Source organism: Chitinophaga sp. RCC_12, from assembly GCF_041360695.1.
Classification (GTDB): Bacteria; Bacteroidota; Bacteroidia; order Chitinophagales; family Chitinophagaceae; genus Chitinophaga.
The window spans coordinates 1-15,927 of record NZ_JBFUPS010000003.1; the positions used below are offsets into that span (position 1 = coordinate 1).

Annotated in this window: 12 protein-coding genes; 11 read left to right on the forward strand and 1 reads right to left on the reverse strand. The window is 47.6% G+C overall.

What is annotated here, in order from left to right:
• The first annotated feature begins 454 nt into the window (after window positions 1–454).
• The 6 genes from AB6805_RS09780 to lpxB all read left to right on the forward strand — a co-directional run bounded on the left by AB6805_RS09780 (window position 455) and on the right by lpxB (window position 6,937).
• Complete coding sequence (locus tag AB6805_RS09780; RefSeq protein ID WP_370909249.1) at window positions 455–2,854, forward strand: 3-hydroxyacyl-CoA dehydrogenase/enoyl-CoA hydratase family protein; 2,400 nt, start codon at window positions 455–457, stop codon at window positions 2,852–2,854.
• Between the two features lie 97 nt (window positions 2,855–2,951).
• Window positions 2,952–3,848 carry an ABC transporter ATP-binding protein gene (locus AB6805_RS09785; protein ID WP_370909250.1) on the forward strand — a complete coding sequence of 299 codons (897 nt, stop codon included), beginning with the start codon at window positions 2,952–2,954 and terminating at the stop codon, window positions 3,846–3,848.
• On the forward strand, window positions 3,845–4,621 hold the full coding sequence (locus AB6805_RS09790) for an ABC transporter permease (RefSeq protein WP_370909251.1): 777 nt from the start codon (window positions 3,845–3,847) through the stop codon (window positions 4,619–4,621). Before AB6805_RS09785 ends, AB6805_RS09790 begins: the two co-directional genes overlap by 4 nt.
• An 84-nt stretch (window positions 4,622–4,705) precedes the next feature.
• On the forward strand, window positions 4,706–5,482 hold the full coding sequence (gene surE / locus AB6805_RS09795) for a 5'/3'-nucleotidase SurE (protein WP_370909252.1): 777 nt from the start codon (window positions 4,706–4,708) through the stop codon (window positions 5,480–5,482).
• 31 nt (window positions 5,483–5,513) lie between these two features.
• Window positions 5,514–5,816 carry a hypothetical protein gene (locus AB6805_RS09800; protein ID WP_370909253.1) on the forward strand — a complete coding sequence of 101 codons (303 nt, stop codon included), beginning with the start codon at window positions 5,514–5,516 and terminating at the stop codon, window positions 5,814–5,816.
• 17 nt (window positions 5,817–5,833) lie between these two features.
• Entirely contained in the window at window positions 5,834–6,937 is a 1,104-nt protein-coding gene (gene lpxB / locus AB6805_RS09805) for a lipid-A-disaccharide synthase (RefSeq protein ID WP_370909254.1), read from the forward strand.
• Here the strand turns inward: lpxB and AB6805_RS09810 are convergent.
• On the reverse strand, window positions 6,934–7,104 hold the full coding sequence (locus AB6805_RS09810) for a DUF6728 family protein (RefSeq protein ID WP_370909255.1): 171 nt from the start codon (window positions 7,102–7,104) through the stop codon (window positions 6,934–6,936). The genes lpxB and AB6805_RS09810 overlap by 4 nt on opposite strands.
• A 53-nt stretch (window positions 7,105–7,157) precedes the next feature.
• Here AB6805_RS09810 and AB6805_RS09815 point away from each other — a divergent pair, with 53 nt between their 5' ends.
• From AB6805_RS09815 to AB6805_RS09835, 5 genes are all read left to right on the forward strand, one after another.
• Entirely contained in the window at window positions 7,158–9,719 is a 2,562-nt protein-coding gene (locus tag AB6805_RS09815; RefSeq protein ID WP_370909256.1) for a glycoside hydrolase family 2 protein, read from the forward strand.
• A gap of 2 nt (window positions 9,720–9,721) precedes the next feature.
• Window positions 9,722–11,164 (forward strand): alpha-L-fucosidase, encoded by a 1,443-nt coding sequence (locus tag AB6805_RS09820; protein WP_370909257.1) that lies wholly within the window; start codon window positions 9,722–9,724, stop codon window positions 11,162–11,164.
• Between the two features lie 114 nt (window positions 11,165–11,278).
• Window positions 11,279–12,019: a response regulator transcription factor gene (locus tag AB6805_RS09825; RefSeq protein WP_370909258.1), complete on the forward strand. Its 741-nt coding sequence runs from the start codon at window positions 11,279–11,281 to the stop codon at window positions 12,017–12,019.
• Between the two features lie 129 nt (window positions 12,020–12,148).
• Window positions 12,149–14,395 carry a bifunctional (p)ppGpp synthetase/guanosine-3',5'-bis(diphosphate) 3'-pyrophosphohydrolase gene (locus AB6805_RS09830; protein ID WP_370909259.1) on the forward strand — a complete coding sequence of 749 codons (2,247 nt, stop codon included), beginning with the start codon at window positions 12,149–12,151 and terminating at the stop codon, window positions 14,393–14,395.
• Between the two features lie 189 nt (window positions 14,396–14,584).
• Window positions 14,585–15,856, forward strand: a complete 1,272-nt coding sequence (locus AB6805_RS09835) for an adenylosuccinate synthase (RefSeq protein ID WP_370909260.1) — start codon at window positions 14,585–14,587, stop codon at window positions 15,854–15,856.
• The last annotated feature ends 71 nt before the right edge of the window (window positions 15,857–15,927 follow it).

Below are 15,927 nucleotides of genomic sequence, written 5' to 3' on the forward strand. Positions count from 1 at the left end.
CGCTTATATCTCCCCGAATCTTTTAAAATCAAAAGTGATCAAATCAGCGTAATCAGTGTAATAAGTTTAATCCTGAGAAAGACAAACTACGCTCCAATCCGCAAATTTTCGCTTATATCTCCCCGAATCTTTTAAATCAAAAGTGATCAAATCAGCGTAATCAGTGTAATAAGTTTAATCCTGAGAAAGACAAACTACGCTCCAATCCGCAAATTTTCGCTTATATCTCCCCGAATCTTTTAAAATCAAAAGTGATCAAATCAGCGTAATCAGTGTAATAAGTTTAATCCTGAGAAAGACAAAATACGCTCTGATCCGCAAATTTTACAGAAATCGCGTGCCCCCTGATGATGGAACTCCAAAAAATGCTAAATTCAAGGATCGGTAAATTTAAGTTACAAATGCTGGAAGCTCCGCGTAATGAATAAAAAGCTGACAGCCAAAAGCCAAAGCAATGAGACACATCAACAAAGTAGCCGTTTTAGGCTCGGGGGTAATGGGATCAAGGATTGCCTGCCATTTTGCAGGAATAGGCGTACAGGTTTTACTGCTGGACATAGCGCCAAAGGAACTGAACGAGGCAGAAAAGAAAAAGAACCTGCCACTGGATAATCCCGCTGTGAAGAACCGGATCGTGAATGATGCCCTGCAGGCCGCCATAAAATCCAACCCGTCGCCCGTTTTTACCAAAGATGTGATCAAACGCATTAAAACAGGCAACTTCACCGATGATATGAAACGCCTCGCGGATGTTGACTGGATCATTGAAGTAGTAGTGGAAAACCTGGATGTGAAGAAAAGCGTGTTTACCCAGGTGGAGCAGTTCCGGAAACCCGGTACCCTCATCACTTCCAACACCTCCGGCATCCCGATCCACCTCATGACGGAAGGCCGTAGCGAAGATTTTCAGAAACACTTCTGCGGTACCCACTTCTTTAACCCACCCCGCTATCTCCGTTTACTCGAAATAATTCCAACACCACATACCGATCCCGCTGTCATAGATTTTCTCATGCACTACGGCGATCTTTTCCTCGGCAAAACAACCGTACTGTGTAAAGATACCCCGGCATTTATTGCCAACAGGGTAGGCGTGTTCTCTATCATGGCCATCTTTCACATCATGCAGGAAATGGGCCTTGGGATAGACGAAATTGATGCACTCACCGGCCCGGTCATCGGCCGCCCTAAATCAGCTACCTTCCGTACCGCCGATGTGGTAGGGATAGACACCCTGGTGAGAGTAGCCAAAGGTGTTATGGAAAACTGCCCGCAGGATGAAGCCATCGGCATCTTTAAAATACCTCCCTTCCTCCAGAAAGTAGTGGAAAACAACTGGCTGGGCGATAAAACAGGGCAGGGTTTCTACAAGAAAACCAAAGGAGACGGCGGCAGCAAGGAAATCCTTACGCTGAACCTCCAGTCAATGGAATACGGACCAAAGCAAAGAGCTAAGTTTTCCAGTATCGACGCAGCCAAACCCATCGAAGACCTGAAACAACGCATAAAAGCGCTGGCAGGAGCTTCCGACAAGGCCGGCGACTTCTACAAACAGTTCCACGCATTCCTGTTCTCCTATGTGTCGCACCGCATTCCCGAAATAGCAGACGACCTATACAAAGTAGACGACGCCATGAAAGCCGGCTTCGGCTGGGAAATCGGCCCCTTCGAAACCTGGGACCTGCTCGGCGTGGAAGCATCCGTAAAACTCATCGAAGAAAAAGGACTCACCGTTGCCCAATGGGTAAAAGATATGCTGGCGAAAGGTATCACCAGCTTCTACAAAGTAGACAACGGCAAGAAATTATATTACGACGTAGCTACCCAAACCTACAAACCATTACCGGGAGAAGGACAATTCATCATCCTGGAAAACTTCTCCAATAATGTAGTCTGGAAAAACAGCGCCTGCAACCTGATTGATATCGGCGATGGCGTGGTTTGTTTCGACTGGAAAACAAAAATGAATACCATCGGCGGGGAAGTGCTGGAAGGGTTGAATAAGGCTATAGACCGCGCCGAAAAAGACTTCCGCGGATTGGTAGTAGGCAACGAAGGCACCAACTTCTCTGCTGGCGCCAACGTGGGTATGATCTTCATGCTCGCGGCAGAGCAGGAGTTTGATGAGCTGGACATGGCAGTACGCCTCTTCCAGCGCAGCACCATGCGCCTGCGCTATTCATCGGTACCCGTAGTGGTGGCCCCACATGCCCTCACCTTAGGTGGTGGCTGCGAAATGTGCCTGCACGCCGATAAAGTACAGGCGGCAGCCGAAACGTATATCGGCCTGGTGGAACTGGGCGTAGGCCTCATCCCCGGCGGCGGCGGTACCAAGGAAATGGCGCTTCGCGCCAGCCTGGAATACAAGGAAGGCCGCATCGAGGAAGAACCCCTGAAAGATTACTTCATGACCGTAGCCACCGCTAAAGTAGCCACCTCCGGTTTTGAAGGATTTGATATGGGCGTGCTAAAGAAAGGACACGATGAAATTACCATGAACCTCAGTCGCCTTATTGCCGATGCCAAACGCAGCGTAATTGCACTGGCCGACGAAGGCTATACCCGCCCCGTGGAAAGAACAGATATCAAAGTGATGGGTCGCGGCGCACTGGGAGCCTTACTGGCAGGCGTATACGCCATGAAGTTTGGGAATTATATTTCAGAACATGATCAGAAAGTTGCAAATAAACTCGCTTATGTGATGTGCGGCGGCGATCTTACAGAAGCCTCTTTTGTAAGCGAACAATACCTGCTGGATCTCGAAAGGGAAGCCTTCCTGAGTTTATGCGGTGAACGCAAAACGCTGGAACGCTTACAAAGCGTGATTAAAACGGGCAAACCCGTACGAAATTAGAAACTGTTATTTTAATGTATGGGAAATGTAGTGAAGATTAGCCATAAGATCATTCGCTGCATTTCCCTTTTTATTTTCATCTTTTAGACTTACTCCCGTGCCAATTCTATCCTTACAAAACATTTCCAAACGATACGGAACGGTGCAGGCATTGTCCGGTGTGTCCTTCGATGTGCCGGCTGGTAGCGTGTTCGGCGTACTGGGCCCAAACGGCAGCGGCAAAACAACCCTGCTGGGCATTGTTACTGATGTGCTCAAAGCAGATACCGGCAGCTTCACCCTTTTTGATAAAGCGCCTTCCGCCGCAGAACGCCGGCAAATAGGAACGTTGCTGGAAACGCCCAACTTCTATCACTATCTCAGCGCCTATAAAAACCTGGAAATCTCCGCTGCTATCAAACAGCGCGGGAAAGACGACATCGCCAGGGTACTGGAGATCTGCGGCCTTACACTCCGCCAGCACTCGGCCTTTAAAACGTATTCACTCGGCATGAAACAACGGCTGGCCATTGCGGCCGTTTTACTCGGTGATCCCGATGTACTCATCCTGGATGAGCCTACCAACGGCCTCGATCCCTCCGGTATCGCGGAAGTGCGCGAACTGGTGCGTAAACTGGCAGATAGCGGCAAAACCATTATCCTCGCCAGTCACCTGCTCGATGAAGTGGAAAAGGTATGCACACACGTGGCTATTTTGAGAAGCGGGAAGTTATTGCTGTCAGGACCAGTGAACACTGTCATCAGCCGGAACGATTTCGTGGAACTGGCGGCTGCCGATAACGCGCAGCTGCAGGCCACCATGCTCCGGTTCCCGGGTTGCACCGGCGCCATCATACAAGGCAACATTGTCAGGGCTTCCTTCGCTGAATCCCCCGATGCCGCAGCTATTAACAGCTACTGCGCCCAACAGGGCATCTGGCTCAGCTACCTGCAACTCCGCAAGAAAAGTCTCGAAACTGCATTCCTGGAAATCACTAACATCGCCGCATCATGAAACAGATCATCTATACCGAATGGCTCAAAGTAAGGAACTACCGCACCTTTTGGGTAATGCTGCTGCTGGCACTGGTGATTATCCCCGCCGGCAATTTCATGGTGGCCGACAAACTCAGCGGAAACCTGGAACAGATAAGCAAAATGCTTGGCAATCCCTTCAGCTTCCCGGAAGTATGGTTAACCATGGCTTCGCTCAACAGCTATATCTCCGCATTATTCGGACTGCTCCTGATCATCCTGGTAACCAATGAATATACGTATCGTACCAACCGCCAGAACGTAATCGACGGCTGGGAAAGAAGCCAGTTTGTATACGCAAAATTATTCTGGCTGGTGGCTATCTCCCTACTCACACTAATGGTGGCTACCATCAGCGGCGCCCTGGTGGGAATCATTTATGGCAACAAGCCCTTCGGCCTGGATGGATACCACTACATGCTGTATTACTTCCTGCAATTTAATGTGATGCTGACCATCGCCCTGCTGATAAGCGTGTTGGTGAAACGGGCGGGACTGGCTATCGTACTTTTTGTGGCGTATAATATGATGCTGGATCAGCTGTTGTCTTTTATTGTTAAAAGAAATGCTGGCCCTGTTGGCGGCCTGCTGCCGCTCCAGAGCGGCGACGAGCTGCTGCCGTTTCCACTGGTGGGCAAAATGGTATCCACCGGCGATCAGTATGAAGCGTATGTGTATGTAACGGCCATGATAGCCTATATCGCATTGGGCATCTACCTGGTTTTCAGGAAAATATTAAAATCCGATCTGTAGAAATATCCATATATTTCACATTCTTTTAAAGCGAAATGTTTGGCAGAGAGCTTAAATTTGTTGAGCAAAGAAAAAAGGTGAATTATGGCAAAACAAGAGCGGGTTATACTGGTAACAAACGATGACGGCATCACGGCGCCGGGCATCCGGGCGCTGATAGAAGCAGTGAAGCCCTTGGGCAAAGTGGTGGTGGTAGCGCCGGATAGTCCGCAGTCGGGTAAAGGACACGCCATTACCATCGGTGTTCCTTTGCGTTTGGAAAAGGTGGATATCTTTGAAGGAATAGAGGCGTGGCAATGCTCCGGCACGCCGGTCGACTGTGTAAAGCTGGCCCGCGATAAAATTCTGCATGGCAAACCGGACATCTGCGTGAGCGGCATCAACCACGGCGCCAATCACTCTATCAACGTAATTTATTCCGGTACGATGTCTGCCGCAATGGAAGCGGCCATTGAAGGCATTCCTTCCGTAGGCTTCTCCTTCCTGGAATACAGCTATGACGCTGATTTCTCGCTGCCCAAAAAAGTAGCGCACAGTGTCACCAAAAGAATGCTGGAATCTGATCTGCCGCCAGGCACCCTGTTCAATGTGAACATCCCGATAGTGAGTGAAAAGGATTTCAAAGGACTGAAGATCAGCCGGCAGGCAGACGCGAAATGGGTGGAAGAATTTGATGAACGCCGCGACCCGCACGGTAAAAAATACTACTGGCTGACAGGAGAATTTAAAAACCGCGATACCGGACAGGATACAGATGTGTGGGCACTGGAAAATAATTACGCCTCTATGGTACCGGTGCAGTTTGACCTGACGAACTATTCATTGAAAAAGAAGCTGGAAGAAGATTGGAAAGACCTGTAAACATTCGTTATATCGCCATCATAATTACAGTATGTTAAAAAAAGACAATCTTCCGTTAGGAATTTTACTGGGGTTTTTAACACCCCTGCTTGCGTTTTTCCTGTATTACTTTTTTGTCATCAAACCGCATAATAACGTGGGACTGGGACAGTTTCTCGGTATTCTGAAAGATAATAAACAGATGATACCAAAGCTCACCAGCATCTGCCTGTTATTAAACGGACTGGTATTTTTCCTGTATACAAGAAAACGGCTGGATATTACTGCCAAAGGTATTTTCCTGATGACCATGCTGTATGCTATCGGCATATTGTTACTCAAACTGATCAGATAATTTTTAATCGAAGAATATTGAAATATTACATTATTGCAGGAGAAGCGTCAGGTGATTTGCATGGCAGCAATCTTGTAAAACAATTACGGCAATTAGATACGTCTGCGGATATACGTAGCTGGGGAGGCGACCTGATGGAAGCCGCCGGCGCCCATGTGGTAAAGCATTACAAAGAACTGGCCTTCATGGGTTTTGTGGAAGTGGTGATGAACCTGCGCACCATTTTAAAGAATATAGAACTTTGTAAAAAAGATATCGCGGCCTTTAAACCAGATGTGCTGGTACTGGTAGATTATCCCGGGTTTAACATGCGCATCGCCGAATGGGGCAAACAACAGGGATTTAAAATAGTGTATTATATATCCCCGCAGGTATGGGCCTGGAAAGAGAACAGGGTAAAAAAACTCAGGCAGTATGTAGATAAAATGCTGTGCATCCTCCCATTTGAACCTGACTTTTACAATAAATGGAATTATGTAACGGAATACGTAGGACATCCGCTGGTGGAAGTAATTAAAGCCGCCAGGGAACAACCCGCAGATGCGCCGTTATCAGATAAACCCGTGATCGCTGTATTGCCGGGCAGCCGTAAACAGGAAGTCAGCGTAAAACTGCCGATCATGCTCACCATGGCAAAGCACTTCCCGCAATACCAGTTTGTAGTGGCACAAGCCCCCAGCCTGGACGATCATTTCCTGGAAAGCCTCACCGGTCAGCATCCCAACGTGTCCATGGTAAAAGGACAAACCTATAAGTTATTGCGCCAGGCAAAAGCCGCACTGGTAACTTCCGGAACCGCCACGCTGGAAACAGCTTTGTTCGGTGTGCCGGAAGTAGTATGCTATAAAGGAAATCCTATTTCCTACTTCTTCGCCAAACATCTCATCAAAGTAAAATATATCTCCCTGGTAAACCTGGTGATGGACAAACTGGTAGTGAAAGAATTAATTCAGCACGACCTCACAGAAGAAAACCTGTTGAAGGAATTAAATGCACTGCTGAATGATGAAGCTGCCAGAAGCCGCGTCATGAAAGACTATGCAGAATTGTGGCATAAGCTGGGAGAAAAGGATGCTTCCCGCCGCGCAGCAGAAGTGATCTACGAATATGCGATCGCTTAGTGCCGCCTGATCAGCTTGATCACCATGATAATAATAGCGATGATAAAAAGTAACAGTGAAATTCTGTTCATCCCATGCATCATAGCCACGTAACGTGTTTTTGGTGCATTGGGATCCTTCTTGCCTATATACAGATACCTCAATATTTGTTGCCAGATACTTTTCATCTCCCAAAGATCGTAAATCAGTGCTATTTTTGGTTCTTCTGAAAAAATAGGACATGAAATATTTACTGTTAACAGTGGGACTGTTTTTTACCCTGTTTACCAATGGAATAGCACAAAATAACCCTATGCTCACCGGTTGGGAATTTTCCCGCGCCGATGAAGGCATCTGGCGGCCGGCTACCGTACCGGGCACGGTTCACACCGATTTGCTGGCACAGCATTTAATCCCCGACCCTTTTGTGGGAACCAATGAAAAGGCCGTGCAGTGGGTAGATAAGAAAGACTGGCAATACCGGAAAAGATGGCATATCAAAAAGCAGGAGCTGAATGCGGAGGTGATAGAACTGGAGTTTAAAGGTTTGGATACCTATGCAGATGTATATCTCAATAATCATTTAATACTGCAGTCAGCCAACATGTTTGTTTCGCATACGGTAAGTGTAAAAGAATGGCTGGTAGCGGGTGACAATGAACTGCGCATCCTGTTTAAAAGTCCCATCAAAACAGACATGCCTAAATTTTTGCAGGACAGCATCATCTATCCCGCCGGTAATGATGCCAGCGATATTCCGTTAAGTATTTATGCACGTAAAGCGCCATATCACTATGGCTGGGATTGGGGGCCACGGTTAGTTACCTCCGGGATCTACCGCCCCATTGTATTGCGGAGCTGGAATAAAGCGGTGATCCGCGATGTGTACTGGCGACAGTTGCAGCTGGATTCCGCGAAGGCAGACATGCAGGCGGAAATAACCATTGAAGCCGCTGCCGCGGGCGATTATACCTTGCAGGTGCTGCCTGGGAAAACTATGCGGGAACTGGCGAAGTTACCGGTAAGTCTGCAGCCGGGGATCAATGTAATAAAAGTACCTTTCTCCATACCCAAACCGGTGCTGTGGTGGCCTGCCGGTATAGGCACGCCGTTCCTTTACGAGTTGCAGGCAAATCTGCTTAGTAATAAAAAAGTACTGGCTGCGCAAAGCGCCAGGGTGGGTTTACGCACCATCGAAGTAGTGAATAAACCGGACAGCCTTGGAGAGTCGTTTTATGTAAAAGTAAACGGCCGCCCGGTGTTTATGAAAGGCGCCAACTATATTCCCCAGGATAATTTTCTGCCGCGTGTAACCAAGGAAAAACAGGAAAAACTGTTTCAGGATATGGTAAGCTCCAACTTCAATATGGTACGCGTATGGGGCGGAGGTATTTATGAAGATGATAATTTTTATAAACTGACAGATCAGCACGGGATACTGGTTTGGCAGGACTTTATGTTTGCCTGTACCCTTTATCCTTCCGATCAGGCGTTCCTGGAAAATGTGAAGCAGGAAGCAGCCGATAATATTAAACGTTTGCGTAATCACCCTTCGCTGGCGCTATGGTGCGGCAATAACGAAGTGGCCGTAGCTATCAAAAACTGGGGCTGGCAAAGCGGTTACGCCTATACGAATACGCAGTGGGAAAGTTTGCAGCAGGGGTATGATAAACTGTTTAAAGAAGTGCTGCCACAACAGGTAGCCGCTTATCAGCCGGGCGCTTTTTATTTTCATTCTTCACCCATCAGCAACTGGGGCAAGCCGGAAGATTTTACCAAAGGAGACAATCACTATTGGGGCGTATGGCATGGCATGGAGTGGTTTGAAGCATTCAATACACATATACCACGCTTCATGAGTGAATATGGTTTCCAGTCCTTCCCATCTATGGAAACGATCCGCACATTTGCTGCGAAAGAAGATTACGATATTTTCTCCAATGTAATGCAGGCCCACCAGAAAAGTCCTGCGAAAGGAAATACGGCGATCAAAACGTATATGTTGCATTACTACCGCGAGCCGAAAGACTTTCCCTCTTTTGTTTACCTCAGCCAGGTGCTGCAGGCGGAGGGCATGAAAGTAGCCATAGAAGCCCATCGCAGGGCTATGCCTTATTGCATGGGCACCCTGTACTGGCAGTTGAATGATTGCTGGCCGGGAGCTTCCTGGTCGGGCAGGGATTACGATGGCCGCTGGAAAGCATTGCAGTATTATGTAAAAGATGCGTTCAAGCCGCGACTGGTATCCAGCGTCATTGAAAACGGGCAGCTGTGTACCTACCTCGTAACAGACGAATACGAAGGCAAAGCTGATTTATTGATGAAAGCCGTGGACCTGAATGGCAAGGTGATCTGGCAAAAGGAATTAAAGGATATCGCTGTAAAAGGAAATACCAGCGAAAAACTGCACAGCATAGATACCGCCGCTATTTTACAGGGAAATAACCCGGCAAGGGTAATATTCTATGCGCAACTGCGAATAGACAGTAAGGATATGGAGCGGAATATCTTTTACTTTGCTCCTGCGAAAGATATGAACCTGGAAGTGCCGCACCTGGACGTGGTAACCAGCAAGGTGGCCAAAGATAACGGCGTTGTTTATATCCGCCTGAAAACGGATAAGCTGGCGAGGAATGTTTACCTGTCGCTGGACAATGCCACTGCAACCGATCATTTTGAAGATAATTACTTTGATTTGTTGCCGGGAGAAACCCGGACCATCCGGTTGCGGACAGGGCAATTGCCCGAACTTATCCACCAGGCTTTGAAAGTAACTACATTAGTATCGTCTTATAAAAACTGACAATGAAAAAGAAATACCTGGTTTTATTGGGATTTGCGTTGCTGGGCTTTAATAGTTTGCACGCACAGAATGAAGAACCGCCTTATGTACCTGAAACAGACCAGGCGGTGGTGAAGAAGCTGGATGAGTGGCAGGACTGGAAATTTGGGATGATCATGCACTGGGGACCTTATTCCCAATGGGGCGTGGTGGAATCCTGGAGCATTTGCCCGGAAGATGAAGGCTGGACACAGCGTAAGCCGGCAGGGATTCCTTATTACGATTACCTGAAAAAGTACGAGGCATTAGGGAAAACCTTTAACCCCGTTCACTTCAACCCCGAGAAATGGGCGAAAGCCGCGAAGGACGCAGGGATGAAGTACCTGGTGTTTACCACCAAGCACCACGATGGCTTCTGTATGTTTGATACCAAACAAACCGATTATAAAATAACCGCTGCCGACGGTGCTTTCAGCAAGAACCCCCGCGCCAACCTGGCGAAGGAAGTATTCCAGGCTTTCCGTGAGGAAGGTATTCACGCAGGGGCTTACTTTTCCAAGCCCGACTGGCACACCGAATACTACTGGTGGAGCTACTTCCCGCCAAAGGACCGTAATCCGAATTATGACCTGAAGAAATATCCGGAAAGATGGAACCAGTTCAAGCAATACACCTATAACCAGATTGAAGAACTGATGACCGGCTACGGTAAACTGGATATCCTCTGGCTGGATGGCGGCTGGGTGCGCCCGCTGAAGCAGCAAACCAAGGAATCGCTTTCCTGGAGCCAAACAGCTCCGCAGGACCAGGATATAGACATGGGCAAAATTGCCACCATGGCCCGCAGCCATCAGCCCGGCCTGATTGTAGTGGATCGCAGTGTGCATGGCCCGTACGAAAATTACCGTACCCCTGAACAGCAGATCCCCGACAAGCCGCTCAGCTATCCGTGGGAAACCTGTATGACCATGGGCAGCTCCTGGTCTTATGTGCCGGATGATAAATACAAGTCTGTGAATGTACTGATCCACAACCTGGTGGACATTGTGGCCAAAGGCGGTAATTACCTGCTGAATGTGGCGCCTGGCCCTGATGGCGAGCTGCATAACGATGCTTATACTACCATGAAGCATATTGGCGAGTGGATCCATATCAACGGGGACGCTATTTACGGCACCCGTGCAGTGGCGCCTTACAAAGACGGGAAGGTGTGTTTCACCCGTAAAAAAGACGGCAGCGTATATGCGATCTATCTCCTGGATCAAAATGAGAAACTGCCCGCAGTAATTTCATTTAAAGGATTAACGCCGGTTAAAGGCGCCCGTTTACAGGTGCTGGGCGTCAATAATAAGCTGGTGTGGAAAACTACGGCAGCAGGAGTGGAAGTGCAGATCCCTGCATCTATCCGTGATAAAGGATTTCAGCATGCTATAGCTATTAAAATACCGGCTGTGGAAAAGCTGTGATTGTAATGTGAATTAATGTGAATTAGTGTTGATAAATAAAAAAAAGAGATGGACGCTTACCCGCGGACATCTCTTTTTTGTTTTATAGTCGAACTGATCACAAATGGTAGCTATATGAACAGAAATCCAAAAGTCTTGCTTGTTGACGATGACAAGGCATTCGGCGGTATCGTCAAACAGCACCTGGAGCAGGCCGGCTACAGTGTGGAGCATTGCTTCGACGGCGTAGATGCCTGGAACCTTTACTCAAGGTCCAAATACGATATCTGTCTTATCGACATCGTTCTTCCGAAAATGAGCGGATTTGAACTGGCGAAGGAAATCCGGAATGTGACCATGCTGACGCCGATCTTTTTCCTGACAGGAGAAAAGACCGACGAAGCAGACCGCATCAGCGGATTCCAGCTCGGAGGGGATGGCTACCTCGTAAAGCCATTCAGCTTTGAGGAGCTGGTAAAAAGAATGAAGGTGATGCTGAAGTGGACCCGTCCCAACCGAACAGAGTTGCTGGTAGGACACACAGTGGCTAATTACACCTTCCATTACCGCAAACTCAAGATCTTCGAAACCAGCAGCAAACTGGCCAAAGGCAAAATTTCTCCCATCGAGGCAAAAATGCTGCGTTATTTCCTCAGCCGGCCCAATATCATTGTCCAAAAGGATGAAGTATTGCTGCGGGTTTGGGGAAAAGAAGACTTTTATGCCAGTCGTAGTATGGACGTATTTATCGGCCGCGTACGCAGGCTGCTCCGGCTGGTGCCGCGCATAGAGCTGGAAACCGTTTACAACGTTGGCCTCCGCTTAAATGTGCCGGAAGACATCCTGCCGGTAAAGATCACCGTACCTCTTCACTGATAACATTTTTTTTCCCGCCTGATAATCAACCTGCCCACCCTTTCCGGTTTATCCCCGGCAAAGGGTGGGTGTTTTTTTGCAGCACCCTGTTTTTTCTTTCAGATTATATTAAATCGTAACTTTATTGCAATGGAAACAGTGGTTGTACAAAAATATAATTTAGACGAAGAGCAGGAAAAGAAGGAAATCGTTCGGCATTACCGTGCTTTATTGAGGGCGTTGAAGCCCCGTTTGAAAAAAGGCGACAGGGAGCTGGTACGTACTGCTTTTGAAATGGCAGCAGATGCACACAAGGAAATGCGGCGTAAATCCGGGGAGCCTTATATCTTGCATCCGCTGGCCGTAGCACAGATCTGCGTGGAAGAAATAGGCCTTGGCGTACGCTCCGCCATATGTGCCCTGCTCCACGATACCGTGGAAGATACCGAAGTAACACTGGAAGATGTGTCCCGCGAGTTCGGGAATGAGATCGCTCACATTGTAGATGGTCTCACAAAAATATCTACCGTAATAGACTCCAGTACCAGCACCGCACAGGCAGAAAACTTCAAGAAAATATTACTGACGCTGGCAGATGACCCCAGGGTGATCCTGATCAAGCTGGCAGACAGGCTGCACAATATGCGTACGCTCGACAGCATGAGCCGCGAAAAGCAGCTGAAAATAGCTTCTGAAACCGTGTTTATTTATGCGCCGCTGGCCCACCGTCTCGGGTTATACAATATCAAATCCGAAATGGAAGACCTGGCCATGAAGTACACGGAGCAGCAAACTTACCGTGAGATAGCCAAGCGTCTCAAAGAAACCAAACGCGAACGCACCCGCTATATCAACGAGTTTATCAAGCCAATCAAAGAGGTGCTGCAGGAGGAAGGATTTGAATTCGAGATTTATGGCCGCCCGAAATCCATTCATTCCATCCATAACAAGATCAAAACAAAAGGCGTTGCCTTTGAAGAAGTATATGACCTTTTTGCCATCCGTATCATCCTGGATTCCGCGATAGATAAGGAAAAAGCAGATTGCTGGAAGGTGTATTCCATTATTACCGACTTTTATCACCCAAGCCCCGAAAGGACCCGCGACTGGCTCAGCAACCCCAAATCCAACGGGTATGAGGCGTTGCACGTAACCGTAATGGGCCCCAGCGGTAAATGGGTGGAAGTGCAGATCCGCTCCAAACGCATGAACGACTATGCGGAAAAAGGGGTGGCCGCACACTGGCGGTACAAGGAAGGCAGCAATGCCTCCGCCCAGCAGGAATCTAAATTTGATCAGTGGTTCACCCAGATCCGGGAAATCCTGAACAACCCCGATTCCAATACGCTCGACTTCCTCGCCGACTTTAAGAGTAACCTGTTCACAGAAGAAATTTATGTGTATACCCCCAAAGGGGATCTGAAAATATTGCCGGTAAACTCCACTGCGCTTGATTTTGCATACTCTATTCACAGTGCGGTGGGAAACAAATGTATCGGCGCCAAAGTGAATTACAAACTGGTGCCCCTGAGCCATAAATTGCGCAGCGGAGACCAGGTGGAAATCATTACCTCCAATAAACAGAAGCCTTCGGAAGACTGGCTGAACTTTGTGCTCACTGCCAAAGCCAAATCCAAGATCAAGGATGCGCTGAAGGAAGAAAAGCGGAAAGTGGCGATGGACGGAAAGGCCGCACTGGAGCGTAAGCTGTCGCACATGAATATTTCTTTCAGCCAGCATAATATCAATGAACTGGTACAGTTCTATAAACAACCGTCCCCGCTGGATTTATATTACCAGGTGGCGGTCCGCAACATTGATCTGAAAGAACTTAAACAGTTTTCTGTACTGGGCGATAAACTGGAACCCCCAAAACCGGTGAAAGTACCGGAACACGTACCGGAAGAACATGTAAAACACCAGCTGCCATCCAAAAAAGATGCAGAACTGATCATTTTCGGTGAAAGCTCGGATAAAATCGCCTACAAACTGGCGAACTGCTGCCGCCCGATCCCGGGAGATGACGTATTTGGCTTTATCACTGCCAGCGAAGGGTTGAAGATACACCGTACCAACTGCCCCAATGCCGCACAGCTGTTGGCTAATTATGGCCACCGCGTGGTAAAAACCAAATGGGTGAAGAACCGTGAAATTTCTTTCCTGACAGGCTTGCGCATTATCGGGATGGATGATGTAGGGGTGATCCACAAAATCACCAACATTATTTCCGGTGAACTGAAGATTAATATCTCCGCCCTCAGTATTGAGTCAAAAGAAGGCTTATTTGAGGGTTTGATCAAAGTATATGTTCACGATAAGGAAGAACTGGACGAGCTCGTGGACAGGCTTAAAACGCTCGATGGAATACAATCTATCCAGCGCCTCGAAGAATCTTAAAGTAAAAAATACAAACAGTAAATAAAGAAGGGCGGGTAAAAGGGAGGATTTCAGAAGATCTTGATGAAATCTTCCCTTTTATCCGCAATTCCGGCGTGTAATTAGTAATTTGTTTGTAATTCTTAATATTCGCCTTAATTTTGCGACTTCTTTTAAAGCAACAAACCTCCGATATTTAATTAAATCATTATGGTAGACGTTTTGTTAGGCCTGCAATGGGGCGACGAAGGCAAGGGTAAGATTGTGGACTATTTTGCCGGCAGGTACGACGTGATTGCCCGTTTCCAGGGTGGACCAAATGCTGGTCACACTTTGTATGTAAACGGTCAGAAAGTAGTATTACGCACCATTCCATCCGGTGTATTTCATGATAAGACCATCAACCTGATCGGTAACGGCGTGGTGCTGGACCCTGTGGCTTTCAAAAAAGAAAGCGAAGATATTTCAGCCCTGGGAGTAGATCTGACAAAAAATCTGTTTATTGCTGAAAAAACCCATATCATTGTTCCTACACACCGCGCGCTGGACAAAGCGTCTGAAATAGCGAAAGGAAATGATAAAATAGGTTCTACTTTAAAAGGTATCGGCCCTGCTTACATGGATAAAACCGGCAGAAATGGTTTACGCGTAGGTGATGTTTTATCCCCCGATTTTAAAACACTGTACGAAAAACTGAAGCAGAAACACCTGCAGCTGTTATGTCAGTACGATATAAATGAATTTTCAGAAGATATTGCCAACTGGGAAGCTGAATTCTTCGAAGCTATCCCTTTCCTGCAGCAAATGAATGTGGTAAGCGGCGAATATTTCCTGAATGAGAAACTGAAAGCCGGTAAAAAAGTATTGGCTGAAGGCGCCCAGGGAAGTATGCTGGACGTGGATTTTGGTACTTATCCTTTCGTTACTTCTTCCAATACCATTTCTGCCGGCGTATGTACCGGTTTAGGTATTGCTCCACAGTGGATCAGAGAAGTGATTGGTGTTACCAAAGCCTATTGTACCCGCGTTGGTAGCGGTCCTTTCCCTACCGAACTGCATGATGCAACAGGCGAAAAACTGCGTTCTGCAGGCCACGAATTTGGTGCGGTAACCGGCCGTCCACGCCGTTGCGGCTGGATCGACCTGGTAGCGCTGAATTATACCTGTATGCTGAGCGGCGTTACCCAACTGGTAATGACAAAAAGCGACGTACTCGACGAATTCGACGAAGTACTCGCCTGCACCGCTTACGAAATTGACGGAAAACAAACAAAGCAACTGCCTTTCCAGATAAACGGTCTGGACATTAAACCAGTCTGGGAAACATTTAAAGGATGGAGTGATAAAACTTCTACCTGTCAGCAGTTCAACGAGTTACCAGCGGAAATGAAAGCATTTGTTACAGCAGTAGACACGTATTTGGGCGTTCCCGTGAAATACGTTTCCAACGGACCTGGGCGCGATCAGATCCTTGAAAAGTAGAACCAAAAAGTAAGGAAAAAAAACAGCAAAAAAAATTTGGCGAATAAAAAAAACTATTAAAACTTTACGGC